This window comes from Microlunatus sp. YIM B11417, assembly GCF_059617205.1.
The window spans coordinates 1,471,518-1,492,883 of sequence record NZ_JCAMPJ010000001.1 but is presented as its reverse complement, the minus strand read 5'-3'; the positions used below and the strand labels follow the sequence as shown (position 1 = coordinate 1,492,883).

General features: G+C 70.4%; 20 protein-coding genes and 1 pseudogene. 9 read left to right on the top strand and 12 right to left on the bottom strand.

Annotation, left to right across the window (positions count from 1 at the left end):
- Complete coding sequence (gene dapB, locus AC6CCG_RS07535; protein WP_496653868.1) at positions 1-744, bottom strand: 4-hydroxy-tetrahydrodipicolinate reductase; 744 nt, start codon at positions 742-744, stop codon at positions 1-3.
- A 79-nt stretch (positions 745-823) separates the two neighbouring features.
- Between dapB and AC6CCG_RS07530 the strand changes: the two genes are divergently transcribed.
- Positions 824-1,771, top strand: a complete 948-nt coding sequence (locus AC6CCG_RS07530) for a LacI family DNA-binding transcriptional regulator (protein WP_496653867.1) — start codon at positions 824-826, stop codon at positions 1,769-1,771.
- Here AC6CCG_RS07530 and AC6CCG_RS07525 read toward each other — a convergent pair.
- Positions 1,762-2,694: a glycoside hydrolase family 26 protein gene (locus AC6CCG_RS07525; RefSeq protein WP_496653866.1), complete on the bottom strand. Its 933-nt coding sequence runs from the start codon at positions 2,692-2,694 to the stop codon at positions 1,762-1,764. The genes AC6CCG_RS07530 and AC6CCG_RS07525 overlap by 10 nt on opposite strands.
- A 158-nt stretch (positions 2,695-2,852) precedes the next feature.
- Between AC6CCG_RS07525 and AC6CCG_RS07520 the strand changes: the two genes are divergently transcribed.
- The 5 genes from AC6CCG_RS07520 to AC6CCG_RS07500 are packed head-to-tail and all read left to right on the top strand — an operon-like array spanning position 2,853 to position 8,507.
- Positions 2,853-3,461 (top strand): PadR family transcriptional regulator, encoded by a 609-nt coding sequence (locus tag AC6CCG_RS07520; RefSeq protein ID WP_496653865.1) that lies wholly within the window; start codon positions 2,853-2,855, stop codon positions 3,459-3,461.
- A gap of 8 nt (positions 3,462-3,469) precedes the next feature.
- The gene (locus AC6CCG_RS07515; RefSeq protein WP_496653864.1) at positions 3,470-5,269 is read left to right on the top strand and encodes a sulfatase; all 1,800 of its coding nucleotides are present in this window, start codon (positions 3,470-3,472) and stop codon (positions 5,267-5,269) included.
- Positions 5,232-6,581 (top strand): MFS transporter, encoded by a 1,350-nt coding sequence (locus tag AC6CCG_RS07510; RefSeq protein ID WP_496653863.1) that lies wholly within the window; start codon positions 5,232-5,234, stop codon positions 6,579-6,581. The genes AC6CCG_RS07515 and AC6CCG_RS07510 overlap by 38 nt, the downstream gene beginning before the upstream one ends.
- 5 nt (positions 6,582-6,586) lie before the next feature.
- Positions 6,587-7,417 carry a TIGR03619 family F420-dependent LLM class oxidoreductase gene (locus tag AC6CCG_RS07505; protein WP_496653862.1) on the top strand — a complete coding sequence of 277 codons (831 nt, stop codon included), beginning with the start codon at positions 6,587-6,589 and terminating at the stop codon, positions 7,415-7,417.
- A gap of 7 nt (positions 7,418-7,424) precedes the next feature.
- On the top strand, positions 7,425-8,507 hold the full coding sequence (locus AC6CCG_RS07500) for a dienelactone hydrolase family protein (RefSeq protein ID WP_496653861.1): 1,083 nt from the start codon (positions 7,425-7,427) through the stop codon (positions 8,505-8,507).
- Here the strand turns inward: AC6CCG_RS07500 and AC6CCG_RS07495 are convergent.
- The 7 genes and pseudogenes from AC6CCG_RS07495 to AC6CCG_RS07465 all read right to left on the bottom strand — a co-directional run bounded on the left by AC6CCG_RS07495 (position 8,504) and on the right by AC6CCG_RS07465 (position 14,047).
- The gene (locus tag AC6CCG_RS07495; protein WP_496653860.1) at positions 8,504-9,769 is read right to left on the bottom strand and encodes a M16 family metallopeptidase; all 1,266 of its coding nucleotides are present in this window, start codon (positions 9,767-9,769) and stop codon (positions 8,504-8,506) included. The genes AC6CCG_RS07500 and AC6CCG_RS07495 overlap by 4 nt on opposite strands.
- Positions 9,770-9,828: 59 nt before the next feature.
- Positions 9,829-12,039, bottom strand: a complete 2,211-nt coding sequence (locus AC6CCG_RS07490) for a polyribonucleotide nucleotidyltransferase (RefSeq protein WP_496653859.1) — start codon at positions 12,037-12,039, stop codon at positions 9,829-9,831.
- A gap of 281 nt (positions 12,040-12,320) precedes the next feature.
- Positions 12,321-12,584: a 30S ribosomal protein S15 gene (gene rpsO, locus AC6CCG_RS07485; protein WP_496654400.1), complete on the bottom strand. Its 264-nt coding sequence runs from the start codon at positions 12,582-12,584 to the stop codon at positions 12,321-12,323.
- Between the two features lie 177 nt (positions 12,585-12,761).
- Entirely contained in the window at positions 12,762-12,890 is a 129-nt protein-coding gene (locus AC6CCG_RS07480; RefSeq protein ID WP_496654412.1) for a hypothetical protein, read from the bottom strand.
- A gap of 104 nt (positions 12,891-12,994) precedes the next feature.
- A pseudogene (locus AC6CCG_RS07475) lies at positions 12,995-13,420 on the bottom strand (phosphotransferase); the annotation flags it as partial.
- Between the two features lie 85 nt (positions 13,421-13,505).
- Positions 13,506-13,850 (bottom strand): type II toxin-antitoxin system PemK/MazF family toxin, encoded by a 345-nt coding sequence (locus AC6CCG_RS07470; protein ID WP_496653858.1) that lies wholly within the window; start codon positions 13,848-13,850, stop codon positions 13,506-13,508.
- Positions 13,838-14,047 carry an antitoxin MazE family protein gene (locus AC6CCG_RS07465; protein WP_496653857.1) on the bottom strand — a complete coding sequence of 70 codons (210 nt, stop codon included), beginning with the start codon at positions 14,045-14,047 and terminating at the stop codon, positions 13,838-13,840. The genes AC6CCG_RS07470 and AC6CCG_RS07465 overlap by 13 nt, the downstream gene beginning before the upstream one ends.
- Before the next feature lie 121 nt (positions 14,048-14,168).
- Here AC6CCG_RS07465 and AC6CCG_RS07460 point away from each other — a divergent pair, with 121 nt between their 5' ends.
- Together AC6CCG_RS07460 and AC6CCG_RS07455 are read left to right on the top strand one after the other, a co-directional pair.
- Positions 14,169-16,235, top strand: a complete 2,067-nt coding sequence (locus tag AC6CCG_RS07460; RefSeq protein ID WP_496653856.1) for a HelD family protein — start codon at positions 14,169-14,171, stop codon at positions 16,233-16,235.
- Between the two features lie 75 nt (positions 16,236-16,310).
- Complete coding sequence (locus AC6CCG_RS07455) at positions 16,311-17,855, top strand: glucoamylase family protein (RefSeq protein ID WP_496653855.1); 1,545 nt, start codon at positions 16,311-16,313, stop codon at positions 17,853-17,855.
- Here AC6CCG_RS07455 and AC6CCG_RS07450 read toward each other — a convergent pair.
- Complete coding sequence (locus tag AC6CCG_RS07450) at positions 17,809-18,513, bottom strand: TetR/AcrR family transcriptional regulator C-terminal domain-containing protein (protein ID WP_496653854.1); 705 nt, start codon at positions 18,511-18,513, stop codon at positions 17,809-17,811. The genes AC6CCG_RS07455 and AC6CCG_RS07450 overlap by 47 nt on opposite strands.
- Positions 18,514-18,597: 84 nt before the next feature.
- Here AC6CCG_RS07450 and AC6CCG_RS07445 point away from each other — a divergent pair, with 84 nt between their 5' ends.
- Entirely contained in the window at positions 18,598-19,320 is a 723-nt protein-coding gene (locus tag AC6CCG_RS07445) for an NAD(P)-dependent oxidoreductase (protein WP_496653853.1), read from the top strand.
- On the opposite strand, the gene AC6CCG_RS07440 is transcribed toward AC6CCG_RS07445, so the two are convergent.
- Both AC6CCG_RS07440 and AC6CCG_RS07435 read right to left on the bottom strand, forming a co-directional pair.
- Positions 19,298-20,281, bottom strand: coding sequence for a helix-turn-helix domain-containing protein (locus tag AC6CCG_RS07440; RefSeq protein WP_496653852.1), 984 nt, complete (start codon positions 20,279-20,281; stop codon positions 19,298-19,300). The genes AC6CCG_RS07445 and AC6CCG_RS07440 overlap by 23 nt on opposite strands.
- Before the next feature lie 39 nt (positions 20,282-20,320).
- Positions 20,321-21,307, bottom strand: coding sequence for an alpha/beta hydrolase (locus tag AC6CCG_RS07435; RefSeq protein ID WP_496653851.1), 987 nt, complete (start codon positions 21,305-21,307; stop codon positions 20,321-20,323).
- Between the last annotated feature and the right edge of the window lie 59 nt (positions 21,308-21,366).

Sequence of the window (21,366 nt, the reverse complement as noted above, 5' to 3'; positions counted from 1 at the left end):
TCATCCGCCGAGACCCAGGATCGATTCGATGCCGATGGTCAGACCCGGCCGTGAGGGTACGGCCCGGACGGCGGCCACCACGCCCGGCATGAACGAGACCCGGTCCAGCGAATCGTGCCGGATCGTCAGCGTCTCCCCCTCGGCCCCGAACAGGACCTCCTGGTGGGCGACCAGCCCGCGCAGCCGCACGCCGTGCACCCGGATCCCGTCGACCTGGGCGCCGCGGGCCCCGGGCACCTCCTGCACGGTCGCATCCGGCGGCGCGTCGAGTCCGGCCGCGGCCCGCGCCTCCGCGATCTTGCGGGCCGTCGTGCTGGCCGTACCGGACGGGGCGTCGGCCTTGTTCGGGTGGTGCAACTCGATCACCTCGACGCTCTCGTAGAACGCCGCGGCCTGCTGGGCGAAGTGCATCATCAGGATCGCGCCGACCGAGAAGTTCGCGGCCACCACGATGCCGACCTCGGGCCTCGCGGCCAGCTGCTCGCGCAGCGTGGCCAGCCGGTCGTCGGTGAAGCCGGTGGTGCCGACGACGGCGTGGATGCCGTGCTCGACGCACCAGGCCAGGTTGTCCATCACCGCGTCCGGGTGCGTGAAGTCGACGATCACCTCGGCGCCCTCGACCGCGGACCGGTCGTCGCCGACATCGATGCCGGCGACCAGTTCCAGACCGTCGGCGGCCTCGACCGCACGCACCACTTCGGCGCCCATCCGGCCCCGCGCCCCGAAGACCCCTACCTTGATCATCTCGCCCTAACGCTCGTCCCCGATCTCAGTCCGATTCAGCACGATATAGCAGCGGTACAAGGTCCGGGATGATGGTGGCATGCCCCGGCGCCCCACCCAGGCCGACGTCGCCCGGCTGGCGCGGGTCAGCCAGAGCACCGTGTCGATCGTCCTCAGCGGCCGTACGGTCACCGGGCTGCCCATCAGCGCGGTGACCCGAGCCCGGGTCCTGCAGGCCGCGGCGATCGCGGGCTACCGGCCGTACGGCGGCCGCGAACGGCGGCCCGAGACGGTGGGCGTGTTCTGCTACGAACCGGCGTTCCCGTCCGCGCCGGACGACTTCTACCGGCCGTTCCTCACCGGGATCGAGGAGGCGGCCGGCCGGCTCGGACTGGACGTGCTGCACTTCACCAGCGTCAGCCGGGTCGCCGGGCCGCGCCGGCTGGTCCGGCCGAACTGGCAGCGGCTCGGGGCCGCCGACGGCTGCCTGCTGCTCGGCCGGTCGTCCGACCGGTCGGAGCTGCGCCGCCTGCAGTCGATCGACTATCCGTTGGTGTTCGTCGGCAAGCGCGACGACGCGGGTCTGCGGATCCCGTACGTCGGAGCGGACTACGCCGCGGCGACCGGTCAGGTGGTCCGGCGGTTGCTCGACGACGGCCACACCGAGATCGCGTTCCTCGGGCCGGTCGATGATCAACCGGCGGCGGACCGGTGGGACGGCTACCACCGGACCATGATCGACTCCGGGCTGCGGCCGGTCCGGCTGGCCGGTCTGCCCGATCTGCGCCGGGCCGGCGGCACGCTGACCGCCGCGGTGATCAATCCCGAACTCGACCTCGATCCGATCATGGACGAGGCCGGCGATCTCGTCCTCGCGCTGCTCGGGCAGCCGGTGCGGCCCATCCGCCGGGCGCGGGCCTGGCCCGGGTTCACCATTCCTCAGGAACGGATCGGCGCCCGCGCCGTGCGGCTGCTGGTCCGGCTGATCGCCGGCGAGACCGTACCGGAGCAGGAACGGACCGAGCTGGTCGGTTGTGATCAGGTCTGAAAGTACGGATCCGCGGCCAGTTCGAGGAAGGCCGCCTCGGTCTGCGGGTTGCCTTCGATCTGCCAGTCGTTGGTGTGGTTGGCGTCGGGCGTGTCGAAGAAGCAGACGGCCCGGACCCCGGTGAACGTCGTCTTCAGGTCGATCGCCGACTGGCGCAGCCAGCGGGCCTGGTTGCCCGGGTCGTCCGGATCCTCCGCGACACCGGTCTCGCCGATCATCATCGGCTTGCCCTCCTGGGTGCCGAACGCGTGGAACTCGGGAAACATGAACCCCATCGACCGGTAGTCGTCGGCGTCGCGGGCGTACCCGTCGGCGGCGATCCAGTGCACGTACTCGGGGCCGGGATAGAACTCCTCGGCCAGTCCGGTCCGGAAGCCGAGCCAGGTCGGGCACCAGGTGAACGTCACGTTCTCGGCGCTGACCTCCTGGAACAGTCCGTACGTGCGCTGCCAGGCATCGACGAACGTCGACGGCGTGTAGCCGCGCTGTTCGAGATCCATCTCCCAGCTGTAGCGCAGGAAGATCGGCTGTCGCTTGTCCCGCAGTGCCTTCGCCTGGGCCTTGATGAACGCGTCGTTGTCCCCGCGGGCGGTCGCCTCCAGGACCGTCTGCGGCCCGGCACCCCAGGAGATCATGGACGTCCGGCCGGCGGCGATGTCGTCGTCCACCGACGACGGCACCACCGGGTTCACCCAGTGCTGGAAGCTGTGGTTGATCTCCAGCCGGCGACCGATCAGGTCCTCCAGCGGCTTCGGCTGCGAGACCCCGCCGCGGTTGGTCGCGAAGTCGGCCTTGACGAAGCCGCCCAGCGCGCAGGTGCCCGGCGTTCCGATCCCGGCGGCCGCGGTCTCGGTGGTGGCGAGCGTCGCGCCGGCGACCGTGGCCGCCGCTGCGGCTCCCAGCAGAGTACGTCGAGTGATCATCAGTGATACCTCCGCCTTGTTGATCTTGGTCGACAGTGTCGGCGGCGGTCGATTCGAAGATCAAGGACGTCATAGAAAGTATTGACAGCTGTACTCCACAAGTGGAACCCTCGAACCATTCCACTTGTGGATTACTCTCCCAACGACGGGGATAGGCGATGAAGCTCGAATACATCCTGCTCGGGGTCCTGCTGGGCCGCCCGCGGACCGGCTACGACCTGAAGAAGTTCCTCGACGCGCACGGGCGGTTCCTCCGCTCCAACACGCAGATGAGCCAGGTCTACCGGTCATTGACCTCGATGGCCGAACGGGAGTGGGTCAGCTACCGGACCGAGAGCCGGCCCGGCGCCCAGGACGCGAAGATCTTCCGGGTCACGCCGGAGGGGGCGACCGTGTTCCTGGACTGGCTGACCGGGCCGTACCATCCGCCGACCCGGTTCGAGGACCCCGAGTTCGGCGTCCGGCTGCACTTCGCCGGCTTCCTCACCGTCGATCAACTTCTGGCCCTGCTGGACACCGAACTGGAGGCCCGGCAGCGCCAGGTCGCGAAGTACCGGTTCCGCGACCGGACCGAGGTCTTCGAGCCGGAGGTGCCGTTCGACGCCGAGTTGGCCGTCGCCATCCATGATCGTTCGCACCAGTACGGTGCGGCCGCGATCGACCAGCACATCAGGAACCTGACCGAGCTGCGGGCCGACCTGCTGGACGGCCGCCTTCCCGTACGTACTCCCGAGCCCGACCCCGACCGAGAGGCCACCCCGCGATGAGAGCGATCATGATCATGTTCGACAGCCTGAACCGGCACTTCCTGCCGCCGTACGGGTGCGACACGATCATCGCGCCGAACTTCCAACGCCTGGCCGAACGGACCGTCACGTTCGACAACTGCTACGCGGGATCGCTGCCCTGCATGCCGGCCCGACGGGAACTGCACACCGGCCGCTACAACTTCCTGCACCGCAGCTGGGGCCCGCTGGAACCGTTCGACGACTCGATGCCGGAGCAGTTGCGGCAGGCCGGGATCCACACCCACCTGGCTTCCGACCACCCGCACTACTGGGAGGACGGCGGCGCGACCTATCACACCCGCTACGCCACCTGGGAGTTCCATCGCGGGCAGGAGGGCGACCCGTGGAAGGCGGTGGTCGACGAGCCGACCGGGCCCGGGAACCCGCGCGGCGGGATGCGCCGGCAGGACAGGATCAACCGGCGTTACATGCCGACCGAGGCCGAGCACTGCCAGACCCGGACCTTCGACGGCGGGCTGGAGTTCCTCGAGACCAACGTCGAGGCCGATCACTGGTTCCTGCAGATCGAGACGTTCGACCCGCACGAGCCGTTCTTCTCCCACCAGGCCTACAAGGACCTCTACCCGCACGACTACGACGGACCGGAGTTCGACTGGCCGGAGTACCGCCGGGTCACCGAGCCCGAGGATCAGGTCCGGCACGCCCGCGCCGAGTACTCCGCGCTGCTGTCCATGTGCGACCGGTCCCTGGGCCGGGTGCTCGACTTCATCGACGCCCACCAGATGTGGGACGACACCATGTTGATCGTCAACACCGATCACGGGTTCCTGCTCGGCGAGCACGGCTGGTGGGCCAAGGTGGTCCAGCCCTGGTTCCAGGAGCTGGTCCACCTGCCCTTGTTCTGTTGGGATCCGCGACGGCGGCAGGCCGGGATCCGGAGCGACGCCCTGGTCCAGACGATCGACCTCGCGCCGACCTTGATCGACTTCTTCGGGCTGCAGCCGCCGGCCGACGTGCAGGGACTTGATCTTGCCGCGGTGCTGGACGGCGAGACCCGGCGCGAGGCCGCCCTGTTCGGCGTGCACGGCGGCCACGTCAACGTCACCGACGGCCGGTACGCCTACCTCCGCGGGCCGCGGACCGCCGACAACGCCCCGCTGGAGCAGTACACGCTGATGCCGACCCACATGCGCGGTCGCTGGAGTGTCAAGGAGCTGGCCGATGCCGAGCTGGCGCCCGCGTTCGGCTTCACCAAGGGCTTGCAGACCCTCCGCACGGCCCGGTCGACGCTGCTGAATCCGTACGCCTTCGGGACGCTGCTGTTCGATCTGGAGAACGATCCCGGCCAGCTGCACCCGCTGGTCGACGACGAGCTCGAGCTGCGGCTGGCGGGACTCCTGGTGGAGGCGCTGCGGGCGTCGGACGCACCGGCCAGCCAGTACGAACGGCTGGGGCTGCCCGCCGAGGGACCGGTGACGACCGAGCACCTGCTCGCCGAGCAGCAGGCGGGGCGGGCCGCCGACGCGGTCGTGCCGCTACCGCCGCTGGACGAGTTCGCCACCGGGACGTACGGGCTGCACACACCGATCGTCGAACTGCTGGCCCTGCCGGCCGCGGCCGCGGTGATCGCCGAGCACCTGCCGCAGCTGCACCAGACGGAGTTGATCACCGCCGTCCCTACCACCTCGATCCACGAGCTCGCTGCCTCCGTGCCGATTCCGTACCGGACGCTGGCCGCGGTCGCCGATGATCTCGCCTCCCTCACTCCTCCACCGCTGAAGGATGATCATGACCAGTCTCCGAACGGACGCGCCGGAACCCACTGACCGCAGGGCCAGGACCGACAAGGTCCCGCACCGCTGGCGCAACCTCGCCACGATGACCGGCGTCACGGTGATCGACAACGGCGAGGGCAGCGTCACCACGGCACTGTTCCCGACCATCGCCGCCGCGCTGCGGCTCGACTCCGGCGCCCTCGGCCTGCTGTCGGCCCTGGGCCGGCTGGTCGCCATCCCGTTCGGCCCGTTCTGGGTCTGGCTGGCGAACCGGACCTCCCGCCGCGCCGCGCTGGTGATCAGCACCTCGGTCGGCGGCGTGCTGGCCCTGCTGTCCGGCTTCTCGCAGAACTTCGGCCAACTGGTGGTGCTGCAGACGCTCCAGGCCGGCTGCGTGGTCGGCATCAGCCCCATCTCCAACGCCGTCATCGCCGACACCTTCCCGGACAAGAACCGGGGCCGCGCGACCGGCTACTTCTACGGCATCACCTCGCTGCTCGGCTCGTTCATCGCGCCGGTGCTCGGCCAGCTGTCCGGCATCCCGGACGGCTGGCGCTGGGGCTGGTGGCTGATCGGCGGCATCCTGATCGTCGTCGGGTTGTTGATCTTGGTCCTGTTCAAGGAGCCGAAGGTCGGCGGCGCGGACGACGAGCTGGCCGGCGCCGCCGAGTCGGCCCTGCCGAAGCTGCGCTGGCAGGACGCGCTGCGGCTGTTCCGGATCCCGTCGTTCAGCCTGATGCTGGTGTCCCGTCTCCTGTCCGGGCACCTGCTGATCGGCGTGTTCGGGGTGCAGTTCCTGGTCACCGAACGTGGCTTCAGCAACGCCGTCGCGGCGGTGGTGCTGCTGCCGTTCGGGATCGGCTATTTCCTCGGCACCGTCGGCGGCGGCCTGACCGTCTCGGCGCTGGACCGGCTGGTGCCGGAGCGCGGCCGGGTCGCCTACCTGCAGGCGGCGCAGCTGATCTTCGCGCTGGTCGCGTTCTTCGGCACCCAGTTCCACTACGCCTCGATCGGCACGTACGCCATCTTCTGGGCCCTGATGGGCGCCGCGCAGGGACTCAACCCGGGCGTCAACCGGCCGATCGTCATGTCGGTGGTGCTGCCCGAACTGCGAGCCCAGGCGTTCGTGATCTTCCTGGCGATCTTCGAGACGATCGGCTGGGCGGCCTTCAGCTACCTGGCCGGCGCGCTGGCCGGAGTGATCGGGATCCAGGCCGTGTTCTGGTGGCTGCTGGTGGTGTTGATGGTGATCAACGCCGCGGTGATCACCGTGCTCTACCGGGTCTATCCACGAGACCGGGCCCGGGTGCGCACGGAACTGCTGCGTCGCCGCGAGGGCGCGGCGGAGCCTGACCTACGCTGAACCTCGTGCATCTCGAGATCGTTCTGCCCGACGAGTCGCCTGATCAGTCCCCCGACCTGCTGGTCGACCTGGCCCGGACCGCGGACCAGGCCGGCTTCGCCGGCCTCTACCTGCCGGACCACGTCCTGCCGCCCGGTGAGTACGGGACGGCCTCCGGCTTCGGCGGCGTCTACGAGGCCTTGATCACGCTCGGGCACCTGGCCGCCGTGACCCGGCGGATCCGGCTCGGCACCTCGGTGCTGGTGCTGCCGCTGCGCAACCCGTTCGTCTTGGCGAAGCAGGTGGCGACCCTCGACCGGCTGTCCGGTGGACGGGTGGTGCTCGGCGTCGGCGGCGGCTGGAACGAGCAGGAGTACGCGGCGGTCGGCGTGCCGTTCGGCGAACGCGGCGCCCGGCTGGACGAGGGCATCGACCTGCTCCGGGCCCTGTGGCGCGGCGACACCACGTTCGCCGGCGAACGCTTCGGCTTCTCCTACGGCGTGTTCGAGCCCAAGCCGGGCCGGGCGATCCCGATCATGGTCGGCGGCATCAGCCGGCGCGCGTTCCGCCGGGTCGCCGAGCGCGCCGACGAGTGGCAGGGCCTCGGCCACACGCCCGAGTCCTTCGCTCGCGACGCCGCCGCGATCCGGGAGCTGACCGACCGGCCGCTCCGGCTGTCCACCCGGATCCAGTGGGAGGACCAGTCGACCGCCGAGATCGCCGCAACGGCGCGGGGCTTCGCCGAGGCCGGCGCGGACGCCCTGGCGATCTGGCTCGGTGATCAGGACCAGGCCCGGGCCCGGCTCGACGAGCTGGCCGGGCACCCGGACCTCCGTCCCTTCCTCACCCAGAGCTGAGTCGATCATGTCCTACCTGCATCTCGGCCCGTACAGCGACTGGCCCGCTTGGAGCCCCGCTCAGGCCGCCCGGGCGACCCCGCCGCCCCGCGACCGGACCCGGCAACGGGTACGGGAGGCGCTGGCGGTCGCCGACGAGACACCGGCCGACGTCCGGGTGGAGCGGACCTGGCAGCTCGACGGCATCGACGGCGAGGAACTCAGCTGGTCGGTCGGCTTCGGTCCGCGGGCGCACGCCTGGCTGCTGCGACCGTCCGGCGCCACCGGATCGCTGCCCGGGATCGTCGCGCTGCACTCCCACGACGGGATCAAGTACTACGGCAAGGAGAAGATCGCCGACGCACCGGAGGTGACCCCGCCGTCGATGGCGGCGCTGCGGACGAAGGCGTACGGCGGCCAGGCGTTCGCCAACCGCCTCTGCCGCCGCGGCTACGTGCTGCTGGTGCCGGACGTGTTCTGCTGGGGCAGTCGCCGGTTTCCCTTGGACGCCGTCCCGGAATCGCTGCGCCGCCACGGCACCGACGAGGTGACCGCCTACAACGAGACCGCCCGTGATCATGAGCACCTGGTGGAGAAGTACTGCCGGCTGCTCGGCACGACCTTCGCCGCCCTGGTCAACCGGGAGGACCGGATCGCCCTGAGCTACCTGCGGTCCCGGCCCGAGGTGGCCGGCCGGATCGGCTGCGTCGGGCTCTCCGGCGGCGGCTGCCGGGCCGCCATGCTGCAGGCGAGCAGCGACGTGGCGGCCTCGGTCGTGGTGGGCATGATGAGCACGTACGACGGGCTGCTGGACCGGCATGTGGTGCAGCACACCTGGATGTTCTTCCCGGCCGGCCTGCCGGCCGACACCGACTGGGCGGACGTCGCGGCCTGCCGGGCGCCGAGCCCGCTGCTGGTCCAGTACAACCGCCAGGATCCGCTGTTCGACCTCGGCGCCGCCGAGGCCGCGCACGCCCGGATCGCCGGTCACTATGCCGACGTCCCGGACGGCTATACCGGCGCGTTCTACGACGGGCCGCACAAGTTCGATCGTGAGATGCAGGACGACGCGTTCGCCTGGCTCGACCGCAAGCTCGGGTCGGCCTCCTAGGAGCCCGCCAGGGCCTTGCGCAGCGAGCGGGTGCCGCCCGACGGACCGACCACGGCGAGCACCTGACGCCGGCCGAGCAGGTCGCTCGCGATCCGGCGTACGTCCTCGCCGGTGACGGCGTCGTACTCGGCCAGCAGGTCCGACACGGAGCGGGCGTCGCCGAGCAGTTCGGCGACGCCGATCCGGCTCATCCGGCTCTGCGGCCCTTCGAAGGAGAGCACGGTCTGGCCGCGCATCTGGCCCTTGGCGCGGGCCAGTTCGTCGGCGGTGACGCCGTGTTCGGCGATGTCGGCCAGGCACTGCCGGACCAGCGTCAGGATCTCCGGCACCCGGTCCGGCGCGCACTGCCAGTCCACGCTCCACAGTCCGGCGTCGGAGTAGCTGGTCTCCCCCGCCTCGATGCCGTACGTCAGCCCGCGCCGCTCCCGTACCTCGACGAAGAGCCGGGACGCCATGCCGCCGCCGACGATGATCGACAACAGCCCGATCGGGAACCGGTCGGCGTCGAACAGGCCGGGTCCCGGCCGGGCCCAGACCACGGTCGACTGCTCGAACCGGCGTTGCTTGGTGATCACCACCGGGTCCTGGTCCGCCCGCACCGGCCGCGCCTTCGACAGGCTCAGGGAACGAGCCGGGCTCTGCGGCTGTGCTGCGGTGAGCGACTCGTACTCGGAGAGCCGGGCCACCAGGCGTTCATGATCAACTCGGCCGGAGGCGCTGACCACGAGCCGCTCGGGCCGGTAGCGGCGCTTCCAGTAGCCCATGACCTGATCTCGCCGCAGCGCGCGGATGCTGTCCGGCGAACCGATCACCGGCTTGCCCAGCCCCGACCCGGCCAGCAGTTCGCCCGCGATCAGCTCGTGCGCCACCTCGCCCGGATCGTCGGCATGCATGGCGATCTCGTCCAGGATCACGGCGCGCTCCGACTCGATCTCGGCCGAGCGCAGGGTCGAGGAGGTGATCATGTCGGCCAGCACGTCGATCGCGAGGTCGGCGTCGCGGGCCAGCACCCGGGTGTAGAAGCAGGTGTGCTCCTTGGCCGTGTACGCGTTCAACTCGCCGCCGACCGACTCGATCTCGGCCGAGATCTGCTCCGGCGTGCGCCGCTTCGTACCCTTGAAGAGCACGTGTTCCAGGAAGTGCGAGGCGCCGTGCAACCGCTCGGTCTCCCACCGGGAGCCGACGGCGGCGAAGAAGCCGAGGTTGAACGTGTGGCTGCCCGGCATCCGTTCCGTGACGACGCGCAAACCGCTCGGCAGCACCGTGCGGCGGACCTCTCCGCCGAGGTGCTGCCGAGCGGCAGCGGTGGACCTGTTCCGGGTCAGGAGACCGCGACCTCTTCCTCGGCCTCCTCGACCACCGGGGACAGCGACAGCTTGCCGCGATCGTCGATCTCGGTGATCTCGACCTGGATCTTCTGGCCGACGCTCACCACGTCCTCGACGTTCTCGACCCGCTTGCCGCCGGTCAGGCTGCGCAGCTTGGAGATGTGCAGCAGACCGTCCTTGCCCGGCAGCAGCGAGACGAACGCGCCGAACGCCGCGATCTTCACCACGGTGCCCAGGTAGCGCTCGCCCTTCTCCGGCATGGTCGGGTTGGCGATCGCGTTGATCATGGTCCGGGCGGCCTCGGCGGCCTCGCCGTTCTCCGCCCCGACGTAGATCGTGCCGTCGTCCTCGATCGTGATCTCGGCGCCGGTGTCGTCCTGGATCTGGTTGATCACCTTGCCCTTGGGACCGATCACCTCGCCGATCTTGTCGACCGGGATGCGCAGCGTGATGATCCGCGGCGCGTACAGGCTCATCTCGTCCGGCTCGTCGATCGCCTCGCTCATCACCTCGAGCAGGGTGTGCCGAGCGTCCTTGGCCTGGTTCAGGGCGGCGGCCAGCACCGAGGCCGGGATCCCGTCGAGCTTGGTGTCCAGCTGCAGGGCGGTGATGAAGTCCTTCGTACCGGCGACCTTGAAGTCCATGTCACCGTACGCGTCCTCGGCGCCCAGGATGTCGGTCAGCGCGACGTACTCGGTCTTGCCGTCGATCTCGTCCGACACCAGGCCCATCGCGATGCCCGCGACCGGTGCGCGCAGCGGCACCCCGGAATTGAGCAGCGCCAGGGTCGAGGCGCAGACCGAGCCCATCGAGGTGGAGCCGTTGGAGCCGAGCGCCTCGGACACCTGCCGGATCGCGTACGGGAACTCCTCGCGGCTCGGCAGCACCGGCACCAGCGCCCGCTCGGCGAGCACACCGTGGCCGATCTCGCGCCGCTTCGGCGACCCGACCCGGCCGGTCTCACCGGTCGAGAAGGGCGGGAAGTTGTAATGGTGCATGTAGCGCTTGGTCGTGTCCTCGGCCAGGGTGAGGCCGATCCGCTGCTCCAGACCGAGCATGTTCAGCGTGGTGATGCCCAGGATCTGGGTCTCGCCGCGCTGGAACAGCGCCGAGCCGTGCACCCGCGGCACCACGCCGACCTCGGCCGACAGGGTCCGGATGTCGGTCAGCCCGCGGCCGTCGATCCGCACCTTCTCGGTGATGATCTTCTTCCGGACGAGCTTCTTGGTCAGCGACCGGTAGGCGCCCTTGATCTCCGCCTCGCGCTCCGGGAACCGCGGCGCCAGCTCGGCGACCAGCTTGTCCTTGAGCACCTCGGTCGAGGTCTCGCGCTCCTGCTTGTCGGCGATGGTCATCACCTGGGCGAGCTCGGCCGTGACGGCCTCCTCGACCGCCGCGTACACGTCGTCCTGGTAGTCCAGGAAGATCGGGAACTCGGCGGTGTCCTTCGGGAACTGCGCGGCCAGCTCGACCTGAGCGTCGCAGAGCGCCTTGATGAACGGCTTGGCCGCCTCCAGGCCCTGGGCGACGATCTCCTCGGTCGGCGCGGTCTTGCCGGACTGCACCAAGTCCCAGGTCTGCTCGGTGGACTCGGCCTCGACCATCATGATCGCGACGTCGCCGTCGGGCAGCACCCGGCCGGCCACGACCATGTCGAACGCGGCCTCCTCAAGCTGGCTGACGTCGGGGAAGCCGACCCACTGGTCGCCGATCAGGGCGACCCGGACGCCGCCGACCGGACCGCTGAACGGCAGGCCGGCCAACTGGGTGGACATCGACGCGGCGTTGATCGCGACCACGTCGTAGAGCTTGTCCGGGTTCAGCGCCATCACGGTGATGACGACCTGGACCTCGTTGCGCAGGCCCTTGACGAAGCAGGGCCGCAGCGGCCGGTCGATCAGCCGGCAGGTCAGAATCGCGCTCTGCGACGGGCGGCCCTCGCGGCGGAAGACCGCGCCGGGGATCTTGCCCGCGGCGTACGCGCGCTCCTCGACGTCGACGGTCAGCGGGAAGAAGTCGATCGAGTCGCGCGGCTTGCTCTGCGCGGTCGTCGCCGACAGCAGCATCGTGTCGTCGTCGATGTAGACGGTGGCCGAGCCGGCCGCCTGCTGGGCCAGCAGTCCGGTCTCGAACCGGACCACGTGCTTGCCGAGGGCGCCGTTGTCGATGACGGCCTCGGTGAACTTCAGGTTGGGTCCCTCCACGGGATTCTCCTGTTCTGCCGTACGCCCTCGCAGGGACGAACGGCGATCAAGATTGCATCCGCGCGGCACCGCCCGGGCTGGGTATTCACCCGGTCTTCGATCGAGATCCCCGGTCGTCGCCCTCGATCGAGGGGACTCCGAGAATCACTACCGAGGACCGAGCCTGCTCGCTGGGGCTGTGTCCGGATGCAATCAATGGTTGTGATTCTTCGCTGTTCAATTGTGGTCGAGCGGCCGAAATGTCAGTGAAGCGGCCCTCCGAAGAGGACCGCTTCGCTCGCTCAGCGCCGCAGGCCGAGTCGCTCGATCAGCGACCGGTACCGCTCGATGTCGGTCTTGGCGACATAGTTGAGCAGTCGGCGACGCTGACCGACCAGCAGCATCAGCCCGCGCCGGCTGTGGTGATCGTGCTTGTGTTCCTTCAGGTGCTCCGTCAGATGCGAGATCCGGCGGCTGAGCAGCGCGATCTGAACCTCCGGAGAGCCGGTATCGCCCTCGGTCGTCGCGTACTCGTCGATGATCTTCTTCTTTTCAGCAGCGTCGATCGACACGTGCTCTCCTCTCGGTTTCCCGGTGCGCGGCGCCCCCTGAAGCCTCGAGCATCGAGACCTTGCACTCGGTGTGCGTGGGAGCTCTTGGGCATCCGCGGCCGAACGTACGGCGGGACAAAGGCTAGCAGCGCGCCCCACCCGGCACGAAATCGGCACAGGCGTGCAGCGGCGTCAAGCCCGGTCGGCGAGCAGCTCCGCCGCCTCGGTCAGGCGAACGAGGTCCGGCAGGTCGTCCAGCAGCCCGGGCAGCCAGCCGCCAGCGTAGCCCCGATCCTCCTCGTTCGCCGCCGGATCCGCCAACCGTCCCACCTGCTCGGCCAGAAAGTTGAGGCTCGCCGCGACCCCGGAGGCGAAGGCGTCCGGCCGGTGATCCGAGCCGTGCCTCCGGCCGCCCGGTAGGTGTCGTACGCGGAGCGCAACTGGTCCGGGCGGTCGAGCATCGCCGTGAGTTGCGAGCCCAGTTCCCGATCGGCCCAGGTGCCGCCGGCGTTGTCCCAGTCGACCAGCACCCGTCGCCCGGCGCCGGTGACCATGACGTTGGCCGGTTGGGCGTCCCGGTGCGACCAGAGCGGCGGGCCCACAGGTTGACGGCCGACCAGTGCGACCAAGCCGGGCACCTCTTCCTCGACCAGGCGCTCGAACCGTCCCGCCCAGGCAGCCCGGCGCGGGACTCGGCACCCCCGGCGCCGGCCGCCTCCCGCAGCGAGAGCTCGTTGGCCACATCGGACTCGTCCGGCACGTAGGCGATGAACTCCTTCGCGGCCAGGGGTCCGGTGCCAGTGCCCGGTCAGGTCGAGCCGCCAGACGGCTCCGATCGCTCCACGGCGCACCCTGCTCGCCGTACCCGAGCGGGCACCGAGGGCGGCGGCGAGAGAGGGGCCGGGGTCCAGGTCGTGCCTGCGCCCGGACGAGCCATCAGGAGGCAAGACCTAGAAAGACGACCAGTGCTCGCTCCAGTGCGAGCAGATATTCAGCTTCGAGCACTCCAACCCGTTCTCGCAGTTGGCTTCGCCGCGCCGTCATCAGCTTGTCGACCATGAGCTTCGACCTCGAGCGCAAACCATTCGAGGGAGTCGGATCGACGGAAATCCGGAGGATCGGCGCCTCGGTCGGATCGGTCGTCAGGAGACAGAGCGTGACCGAATCTGTCTGATCGAACAGATCTGCCTGGATGATGACGACCGGACGCGGCTTGCCCGCGTAGCCAGGCCCGACGGCAGTCCAGATCTCTCCACGGCGCACGCGGGTCAGTCGTCCCACTCGGCGAACGAGTCCACGAATGCCTGGTCCTCCTCAGCAGCATGACTGCCCGCCACTAGCCGTGACTGGCGCCGAGCCTCCGCGGCAAAGCCAGGCGCGCGAGTGTCGGGCACCCAGATCTGGATCGGGCGCAAGCCCCGCTTGCGCAGGTGATCGCGGTGCCGCCGCACCCGATCTCGTGAGGACGTTCCAGCCATGGACCCATGTTACATGCAACGACTCGAGCGCGGCCGGAAAATCAGTTGCGCGATCCCGGGCGATCGGTAGATTCAGCACTTCGCCCATTTTTCGACTCGATCCCGCAGGGGGAGTCTTGCCATGTCCGAAAGTGAGCCCGATCAACCCGACGCCCTGACCGAGGAACAAGATCATCTCGAGCGGTCCCGTGCGACGCTCAACCGGATGCATGTCCACGCCGGCGGACTGAAGGCGGTCGGCGCCGCGGCCGTCAGCGAGGGGCCGAACGTCTCGACCGAATATCTCAAGCAGGTGCTGTACCGGCGCACGAAGTCGCTCATCGACGACCCGACCGTGCCGCTCTTCTTCGGCCGGATCGACTACGACCGGCCCGATCTGCCCGGCCGGATCCACATCGGACGCCGGCACGTGACCGGCGAGGCCGGGGGCGAGCCGATGGTGATCGACTGGCGCGCACCGGTCGCGCTCCCCTTCTACCGCGCGACCAAGGACGACCCGATGGGAGTCCGGCTGCGCCGCCGGTTCGGGTACGCCCACGGCGAGCTCACCGCGTACGAGGACGAGGACCTGGTCGCCGGCGACGCGCTGGAGCACTCGGACATCCTGGAGGCCGAGATCGCCCGGCCGCGGACCGGACCGATGCGCGACATCGTCGCGACCATCCAGCCGGACCAGGACGTGATCGTCCGGTCCGACCTGGAACGCTCCGTCTGCATCCAGGGCGCGCCCGGCACCGGCAAGACCGCGGTCGGACTGCACCGGGCCGCCTTCCTCCTCTACACGCACCGTGATCAACTCGGCCGGTCCGGGCTGATGGTGATCGGGCCGAACGACAGCTTCCTCACCTACATCGGCGACGTGCTGCCGGCTCTCGGCGAGGTCGTCGCGACCCAGGAAACCGTTGCCTCGTTGGTGTCCCGGGCGACCGGCCTGACCGCGACCGGCGAGGAACCGGTCGAGTCCGCGGTGATCAAGGGCGACGCCCGGCTGGCCGAGGTGATCAGGAAGGCGATCTGGAGTCACCTCCGGCCGGCCACCGAGACTCTGCTGGTGCAGCGCGGCTCCCGCCAGTTCCGGGTGCCGGCCTATCTCGCCGACGAACTCGTGCAGTCGATCCGGGACCGCGGCGTCCGCTACACCGCGGGCCGGGAGATGGTGCCGCAGCGACTGGCACACCAGGTGCTGCTGCGGATGGAGGCCTCCGGCGACTCCCCCGACGACCGGGTGCAGAACTCCGTGGCCCGGAGCCGCGGCGTGAAGGCGTACGCGGAAGCCCTCTGGCCGGCCGTCGACCCGGCGAAGTTGATCTTGCGCCTGCTCACCGATGCGGAATTCCTGGCCGCGCACGCCGACGGCATCCTCACCGAGGCGGAACAGGCGGCGATCCGGCCGGCCAAGCCGCCCCGGTCGGTGAAGTCGGCGCGCTGGACGCCGGCGGACCTGATCTTGATCGACGAGGCCATGGACGCCCTGTCCCGGACGCCCAGCCTCGGCCACCTGATCATCGACGAGGCCCAGGACCTGTCCGCGATGCAACTGCGGGCCATCGGCCGGCGGGCCAGCACCGGGTCGGTGACCGTCCTCGGCGACCTGGCCCAGGCCACCACACCCTGGGCCGCCCGGTCCTGGGCCGAGGCGCTGGACCATCTCGGCCAGCCGGCGGCCGAGCTCAAGGAACTGGTCACCGGCTTCCGGGTGCCGGCGGCGGTGATCGACTTCGCGGCCCGGCTGCTGCCGTCGATCGCGCCGACCCTCTCCGCTCCGTACTCGATCCGGCGGTCCCGCGGCGACCTGACGATCACGCCCAGCAGCGCCGCCGGCGCCGACCTCGCCGAGGCGGTCCAGGCGGCCCTGGCCCTGGAGGGCAGCATCGGCCTGATCGCCGCCGACGCCGATGTTCCTTTCGTGGCAGGGGTTCTGGCCGAGCACGGCCTGACCCACGGCGTGCTCGGAGCGCAGCAGGACGAGGAGGACGGCGTCTTCGACCGCAGGCTGGACGTGGTGCCGGCCTCGATCGCCAAGGGCCTCGAGTTCGACCACGTGGTGCTGCTGGAGCCGGCCGCGATCGTCGCGGCGGAGCCGGACCGGCCGACCGGCCTGCGCCGGCTGTACGTCTGCCTGACCCGGGCCGTCACCTCGCTGCGGATCGTGCACACCGAACCACTGCCGGACGAGCTCACCGGCTGATCCGCCGGACCGCCCCGGCGGCGGGTGTTAGGTTGAAGCGGTCTGCGTCGACCTGCCGGGACGAAGGAGTCTGGGATGAGCGCGATCTCGCGACGACTGCTGCTGGCCGGGGCCGCCGGAACGGCGATCCCGTTGACCCTGACCCCGCTCAACCTCGGAGCGGCCGAGGAACGCCCAGGCGGCAGGTTCCGGTCCTGGCTCGCCGACACCTGGCGGTCCATGATCGCGATGACCGACGAGCGGACCGGGCTGACCGCCGACAACATCGACGGCACCCTGGACCCGGACAGCCGCAGCGGCTACACATCGCCGACCAACATCGGCGGCTACCTGTGGAGCACGGTGATCGCGCACCGACTCCGGCTGATCACCGACCGGGAACGGTCGCGCCGGCTCGGGCAGACGCTGCGCACGCTGGACCGGATGGTGCGCCACGAGCCGAGCGGCATGTTCTACAACTGGTACGACGAGCGCACCGGCGACGTGCTGACCAGCTGGCCCGGCAGCGGCGACAAGGTCTACCCGTTCCTGTCCAGCGTCGACAACGGCTGGCTGGCCGCGGCCCTGATGGTGATCATGGGCGCCGGGACCGACCAGCGCCGGGAGGCCGCACGACTGCTGGACAGCATGAACTTCGCCGCGTTCTACGATCCCGCGGCGCGTCCGGCATTCGGCACCGGCCTGCTCCGGGGCGGGTTCTGGGACGGCGAGGTGCCGCCCGACAAGCCGTGGGTCGACGGCGACTACCTCGGCACCGGTGTTCCGGTGCACTACACCACCAACCATTATGATACGACTGTATCGGAAACCCGCATCACCTCCTACCTGGCGATCGCCCGCGGCCAGGTGCCGGCCAAGCACTACTTCGCGACCTGGCGGACCTTTCCCTCCGGTTGCGACTGGGACTGGCAGGAGCAGGAGCCGGTCGGCCGGACCCGGACCTATCTCGGCATCGACGTCTTCGAGGGCGCCTACGGCTACCGCGACTCGCTGGTCGTCCCGGGCTGGGGCGGATCGATGTTCGAGGCGTTGATGCCGGACCTGTTCGTCCCGGAGGCACGCTGGGCGCCGAAGTCCTGGGGCGTGAACCATCCGCTGACCGTACGTGCGCACCGGCTGCACGGCCTGGAGGACGCGGGCTACGGCTACTGGGGCTTCTCCCCCGCCAGCGAACCGGGCGGCGGTTACCGGGAGTACGGCGTCGACCCGATCGGGCTGAATCCGGACGGCTACTACTCCGACGCCGAGAAGAGCAACGTCGACCTCGGCTACGGCAACTGCCGGGCACCGGGCCCCGACCCGGCCTTCGGCGACGGAGTGGTCACGCCGCACGCCGGCTTCCTGGCGCTGCCGTACGCCCGCGTCGAGGGTTACCGGAACCTGATCAAGATCGCCGACGAGCTGGACTGCTACGGCCCCGGCGGATTCTACGACGCGGTCGCGGTCCGGTCCGGCACGGTGGCCCGGCGCTACCTGGCCCTGGACCAGGCGATGATCATCGGCGCACTGGGCAACCTGATGGCCGGCGACGTGCTCCGGAAGGCCTTCTGTGGCAAGGAAGTGACGGCGGCGATCAAGCCTCTGATCGGGATGGAGACGTTCGGCGCCGGCTGGGCCTGACGTCGGGCCGCAGTGCGTCCAGGATCAGGGCGAGGCCGAACTCGAACTCGTCGGCGTAGGAGTAGCCCGGCCGCAGCGCGTAGTCGGTGATCAACTCGGTCAGGTGCGGATAGGCGTCGGCCGGTTGATCGTCGAGGATGCCGCCGGCGACCTGGTCCAGCTCGGCCCGGTCGGAGAACGGCAGGCTCGACTCCTGCAGGACGAACCCGTACAGGTAGCTGTCGATCAACGAGAAGGCGTGCGCCGCCATCGGCACCGAGAACCCGCCGGCTCGCAGCGCGCCGAGGACCGCGTCGTGATGGCGGAGCGTCGCCGGACCCGGCGTGCCGCGTGAGTCCAGCAGCCCGACCGCCCAGGGGTGCCGGCGGAGCACGGACCGCGCCGAGACCGCCCGTTCCCGCATCGCCCGCTTCCAGTCCGTCCCCGTGGCGGGAAGCTCGATCTCGTCGAACACCGCGTCGACCATGCCGTCCAGCAGGTCCTCCCGGCCGTCGACATGGTTGTAGAGCGACATCGCCTCGACCCCGAGCCGGCCGGCGACCGCGCGCATGGTCAGCCCGGCCTCGCCGTCGGCATCGGCCAGCGCGACGGCCGCCGCGATCACCCGCGCCCGGCTCAGCGGCTCGCGCTTCACCCCGGTGCGTCCCTGCCGTGCCATGAGTTCCTTTCCACCGATTGACCGACTTACGACGTAAGCTTACTCTTACTTACAACGTAAGCCTCAGAGATCGGGAGCACGGAGATGAAGAACGGGAACCGCCGCAGGGCCTGCATCGTGGGCGCGTCGGGCAAGCTCGGGCAGCACTTGGTACGGCACGCCCTCGATCGGGGGTACGAGGTCGTCGGCGTCTGCCGGGAGCGCAGCGTGGAGAAGCTGGCCCCGTTCGCGGACCGGATGACGATCATCCCCGGCCCGACCAACGACCCGGAGGTGATCCGGCGGGCCGTCGCGGGCTGCGACGCCGTGCTCGCCGTGCTGGTGCCGTGGGGCGTGCAGCAGTACTCGTCGGGCACCGCCCAGGCCGTACTCGATCATGCCGCACCGGATGCGCGGCTGATCTTCTCCTGCGGCTGGCACATCACCAAGGACGGCCGCGACCGCTACGCCTGGTGGTTCCTGGCCGCCCTCCGGATCATGACGGTGCTGGCCAAGTTGGCCCGCGCCGTGGAGATCGACGACCAGGTCGAGGCCTGCCGGCGGATCTTCGCCAGCGACCGCCGCTGGACCGTCGTCCGTGGCAGCGACCTGGAGGAGGGCGAGAGCCAGGGCCTGCCCGTCTGGAGCCGCCACGTCGGCGATCGGGTGCTGGCCAGCAACCTGACCCGGCGAACCGACTTCGCCCTGTTCATGATCGAAGCCATCGACGACGACACCCTGATCGGTGAGGCCCCGGCGATCGTCGGCCGGCGCTCCCCCAGCGCGCTCGCGCACGCGGGTGGCCCTACCGCGGTCGCAGACGATTGATCAGGAACGCCGCGGTCAGCCGATGCGCGCCGAGCGGTGTGTCCGGGCCGTAGCCGAGGCGCTCCTGAAGCGTCCTGACCCTGGCCTGCAGGGTTGCGTGGTGGACGCCGAGCAGCTTGGCCGCGGCGCGCAGGCTGTCGCTGTTGATCAAGGCCTCGACGGTGGACTCCGCCCAGGAGCGCTCCTTGATCAACTCGGCCAGTGCCGCGACGTCACCATGATCATCCGGTACGTCCGCGAGCCGCACGAGCACGCCGAGCGTCTCGGCGTCGACGGCCGTGATCAGGTCGCTGGTCAGCCGGAGCGCGATCGCCGCCGTCCGGGCGGACTCGGCGGCGTCGGTCGCCGGCGCCGGGACCCCGCGGCCGGACCGTCGCGGCGCGCCGAGCCGTCCGGCATCGTCGGTCAGCGCCAACCGCGCCCGCGCGGCACCGAAGCCGGTGATCACCGAGGGGAGTTCAGCCGGCAGCTCGTGATCGGCCGGGACCGCCCAGAGCCGGACCTGCTGTTCGGGCCGCAGCCGGAGCCGGGCCAGGGCGACCCGGCGTGCCCCGTCGGTCGCCGCCGGATCGACCAGCACGGCCAGCGGATCCCGGTCGGAGGCCACCCGGCGGCGACCGCCGATGCCGACCGCGAGGGCGAGCCGCTCGAGCACCATGGCGTCGGTGGAATGCGCGGCGCCGTCTCGTTCGAGCCAGACCACGCCGTCCTCGGTGGACCGGGTCAACGCTCCCGGCGGCGGTTGTGATCCATGATCGTGACGCCGGCCGTCCGCCGCGATCCGTACGCCATGGGCCTGACCGGCATGCCCGGCCGGGCAGCCGCTCAGCATCACGGCGGCGCGGAGCAGGGCGTCGATGCCGACCTGGGCGTCGACCAGCGCGTCGAAGTGCGCCACGACCCGAAGACCCTCGCCGGCCTCCGGGTCCAGCGACATCAGCCGGCCCGTCAGCTCCTGCATCGTGATCGAAATCTACCCTGGCCCGGAAGGATGCTCCGGCTAGAGGCGGAGCGCCCGGCGCAGCCAGGAGTCCACCGCCGCGGCGGCCGCGACCGAGACGCCGGCCTGGGCGACCATCGAGAAACCGTGGAAGCCACCGGCCCAGATGTGCAGCTCGGCCTGGCCGCCGGCCGCCCAGAGCCGGGACGCGTAGTCCACCGCCTCGTCCCGGAACACCTCGGCCGAGCCGGCGTCGATGAAGGCCGGCGGCAGCCCGGACAGGTCGGTGGCCCGGGCCGGCGCGGCGTACGGCGAGATGTCGTCGCGTTCCCGGTGATCATCGCCCAGCAGTGCGGACCAGCCGAACAGGTTGTTCTGCCGGTCCCACAGCCCGACGCCGTCGTACTGATGGCTGGAGACGGTGACGTTGCGGTCGTCGAGCATCGGGCAGATCAGCAACTGCCCGGCCAGCCGGGGCCCGTTGCGGTCACGCGCCAGCAACGCCGTGCCGGCCGCCAGCCCGCCGCCCGCGCTGCCGCCCGCGATGATCAGCCGGTCGGGATCGATGCCCAGCTCGTCGGCATGTTCGGCGGTCCAGCGCAGGCCCGCATAACAGTCCTCGACCGGCGCCGGATCCGGGTGATCGGGAGCCAGCCGGTATTCGACGCTGACCACGACCGCCTCGCCGGCCTCGACCAGGTCGAAGAAGCCGTCGACGCCCATCAGCCGGTCGCCCATGATCATTCCGCCGCCATGGGTGTGGTAGATCCCGGCCGCCGGTCCGCTGACCGCCCGGGTGGTCCGGAAGACGGCGACGGTGATCTCCGGTGCGCCGGCCGGGCCGGGCACGAGGCGATCCTCGTACGCGATCGCCCGGCCGGCCAGCCGCTCCTCGATCGGCGGCATCGCGATCACGTCCCCGCCGGAGCGGAGCGCGGTCAGCGTTTCCGCGGAGAGGTCGAGCCGCGGTTGGCCGCCGAGCAGCTCGGTGAGCACCGGCTCGAGCTCCGGATCGAACGGCGGGCGGGCGACATCGGTGTCGGTCATGATCACTCCTCGGTCGGCAGGTGCTTCCATGATCATCCGCCCCGCCCGCCCGCCGCGAC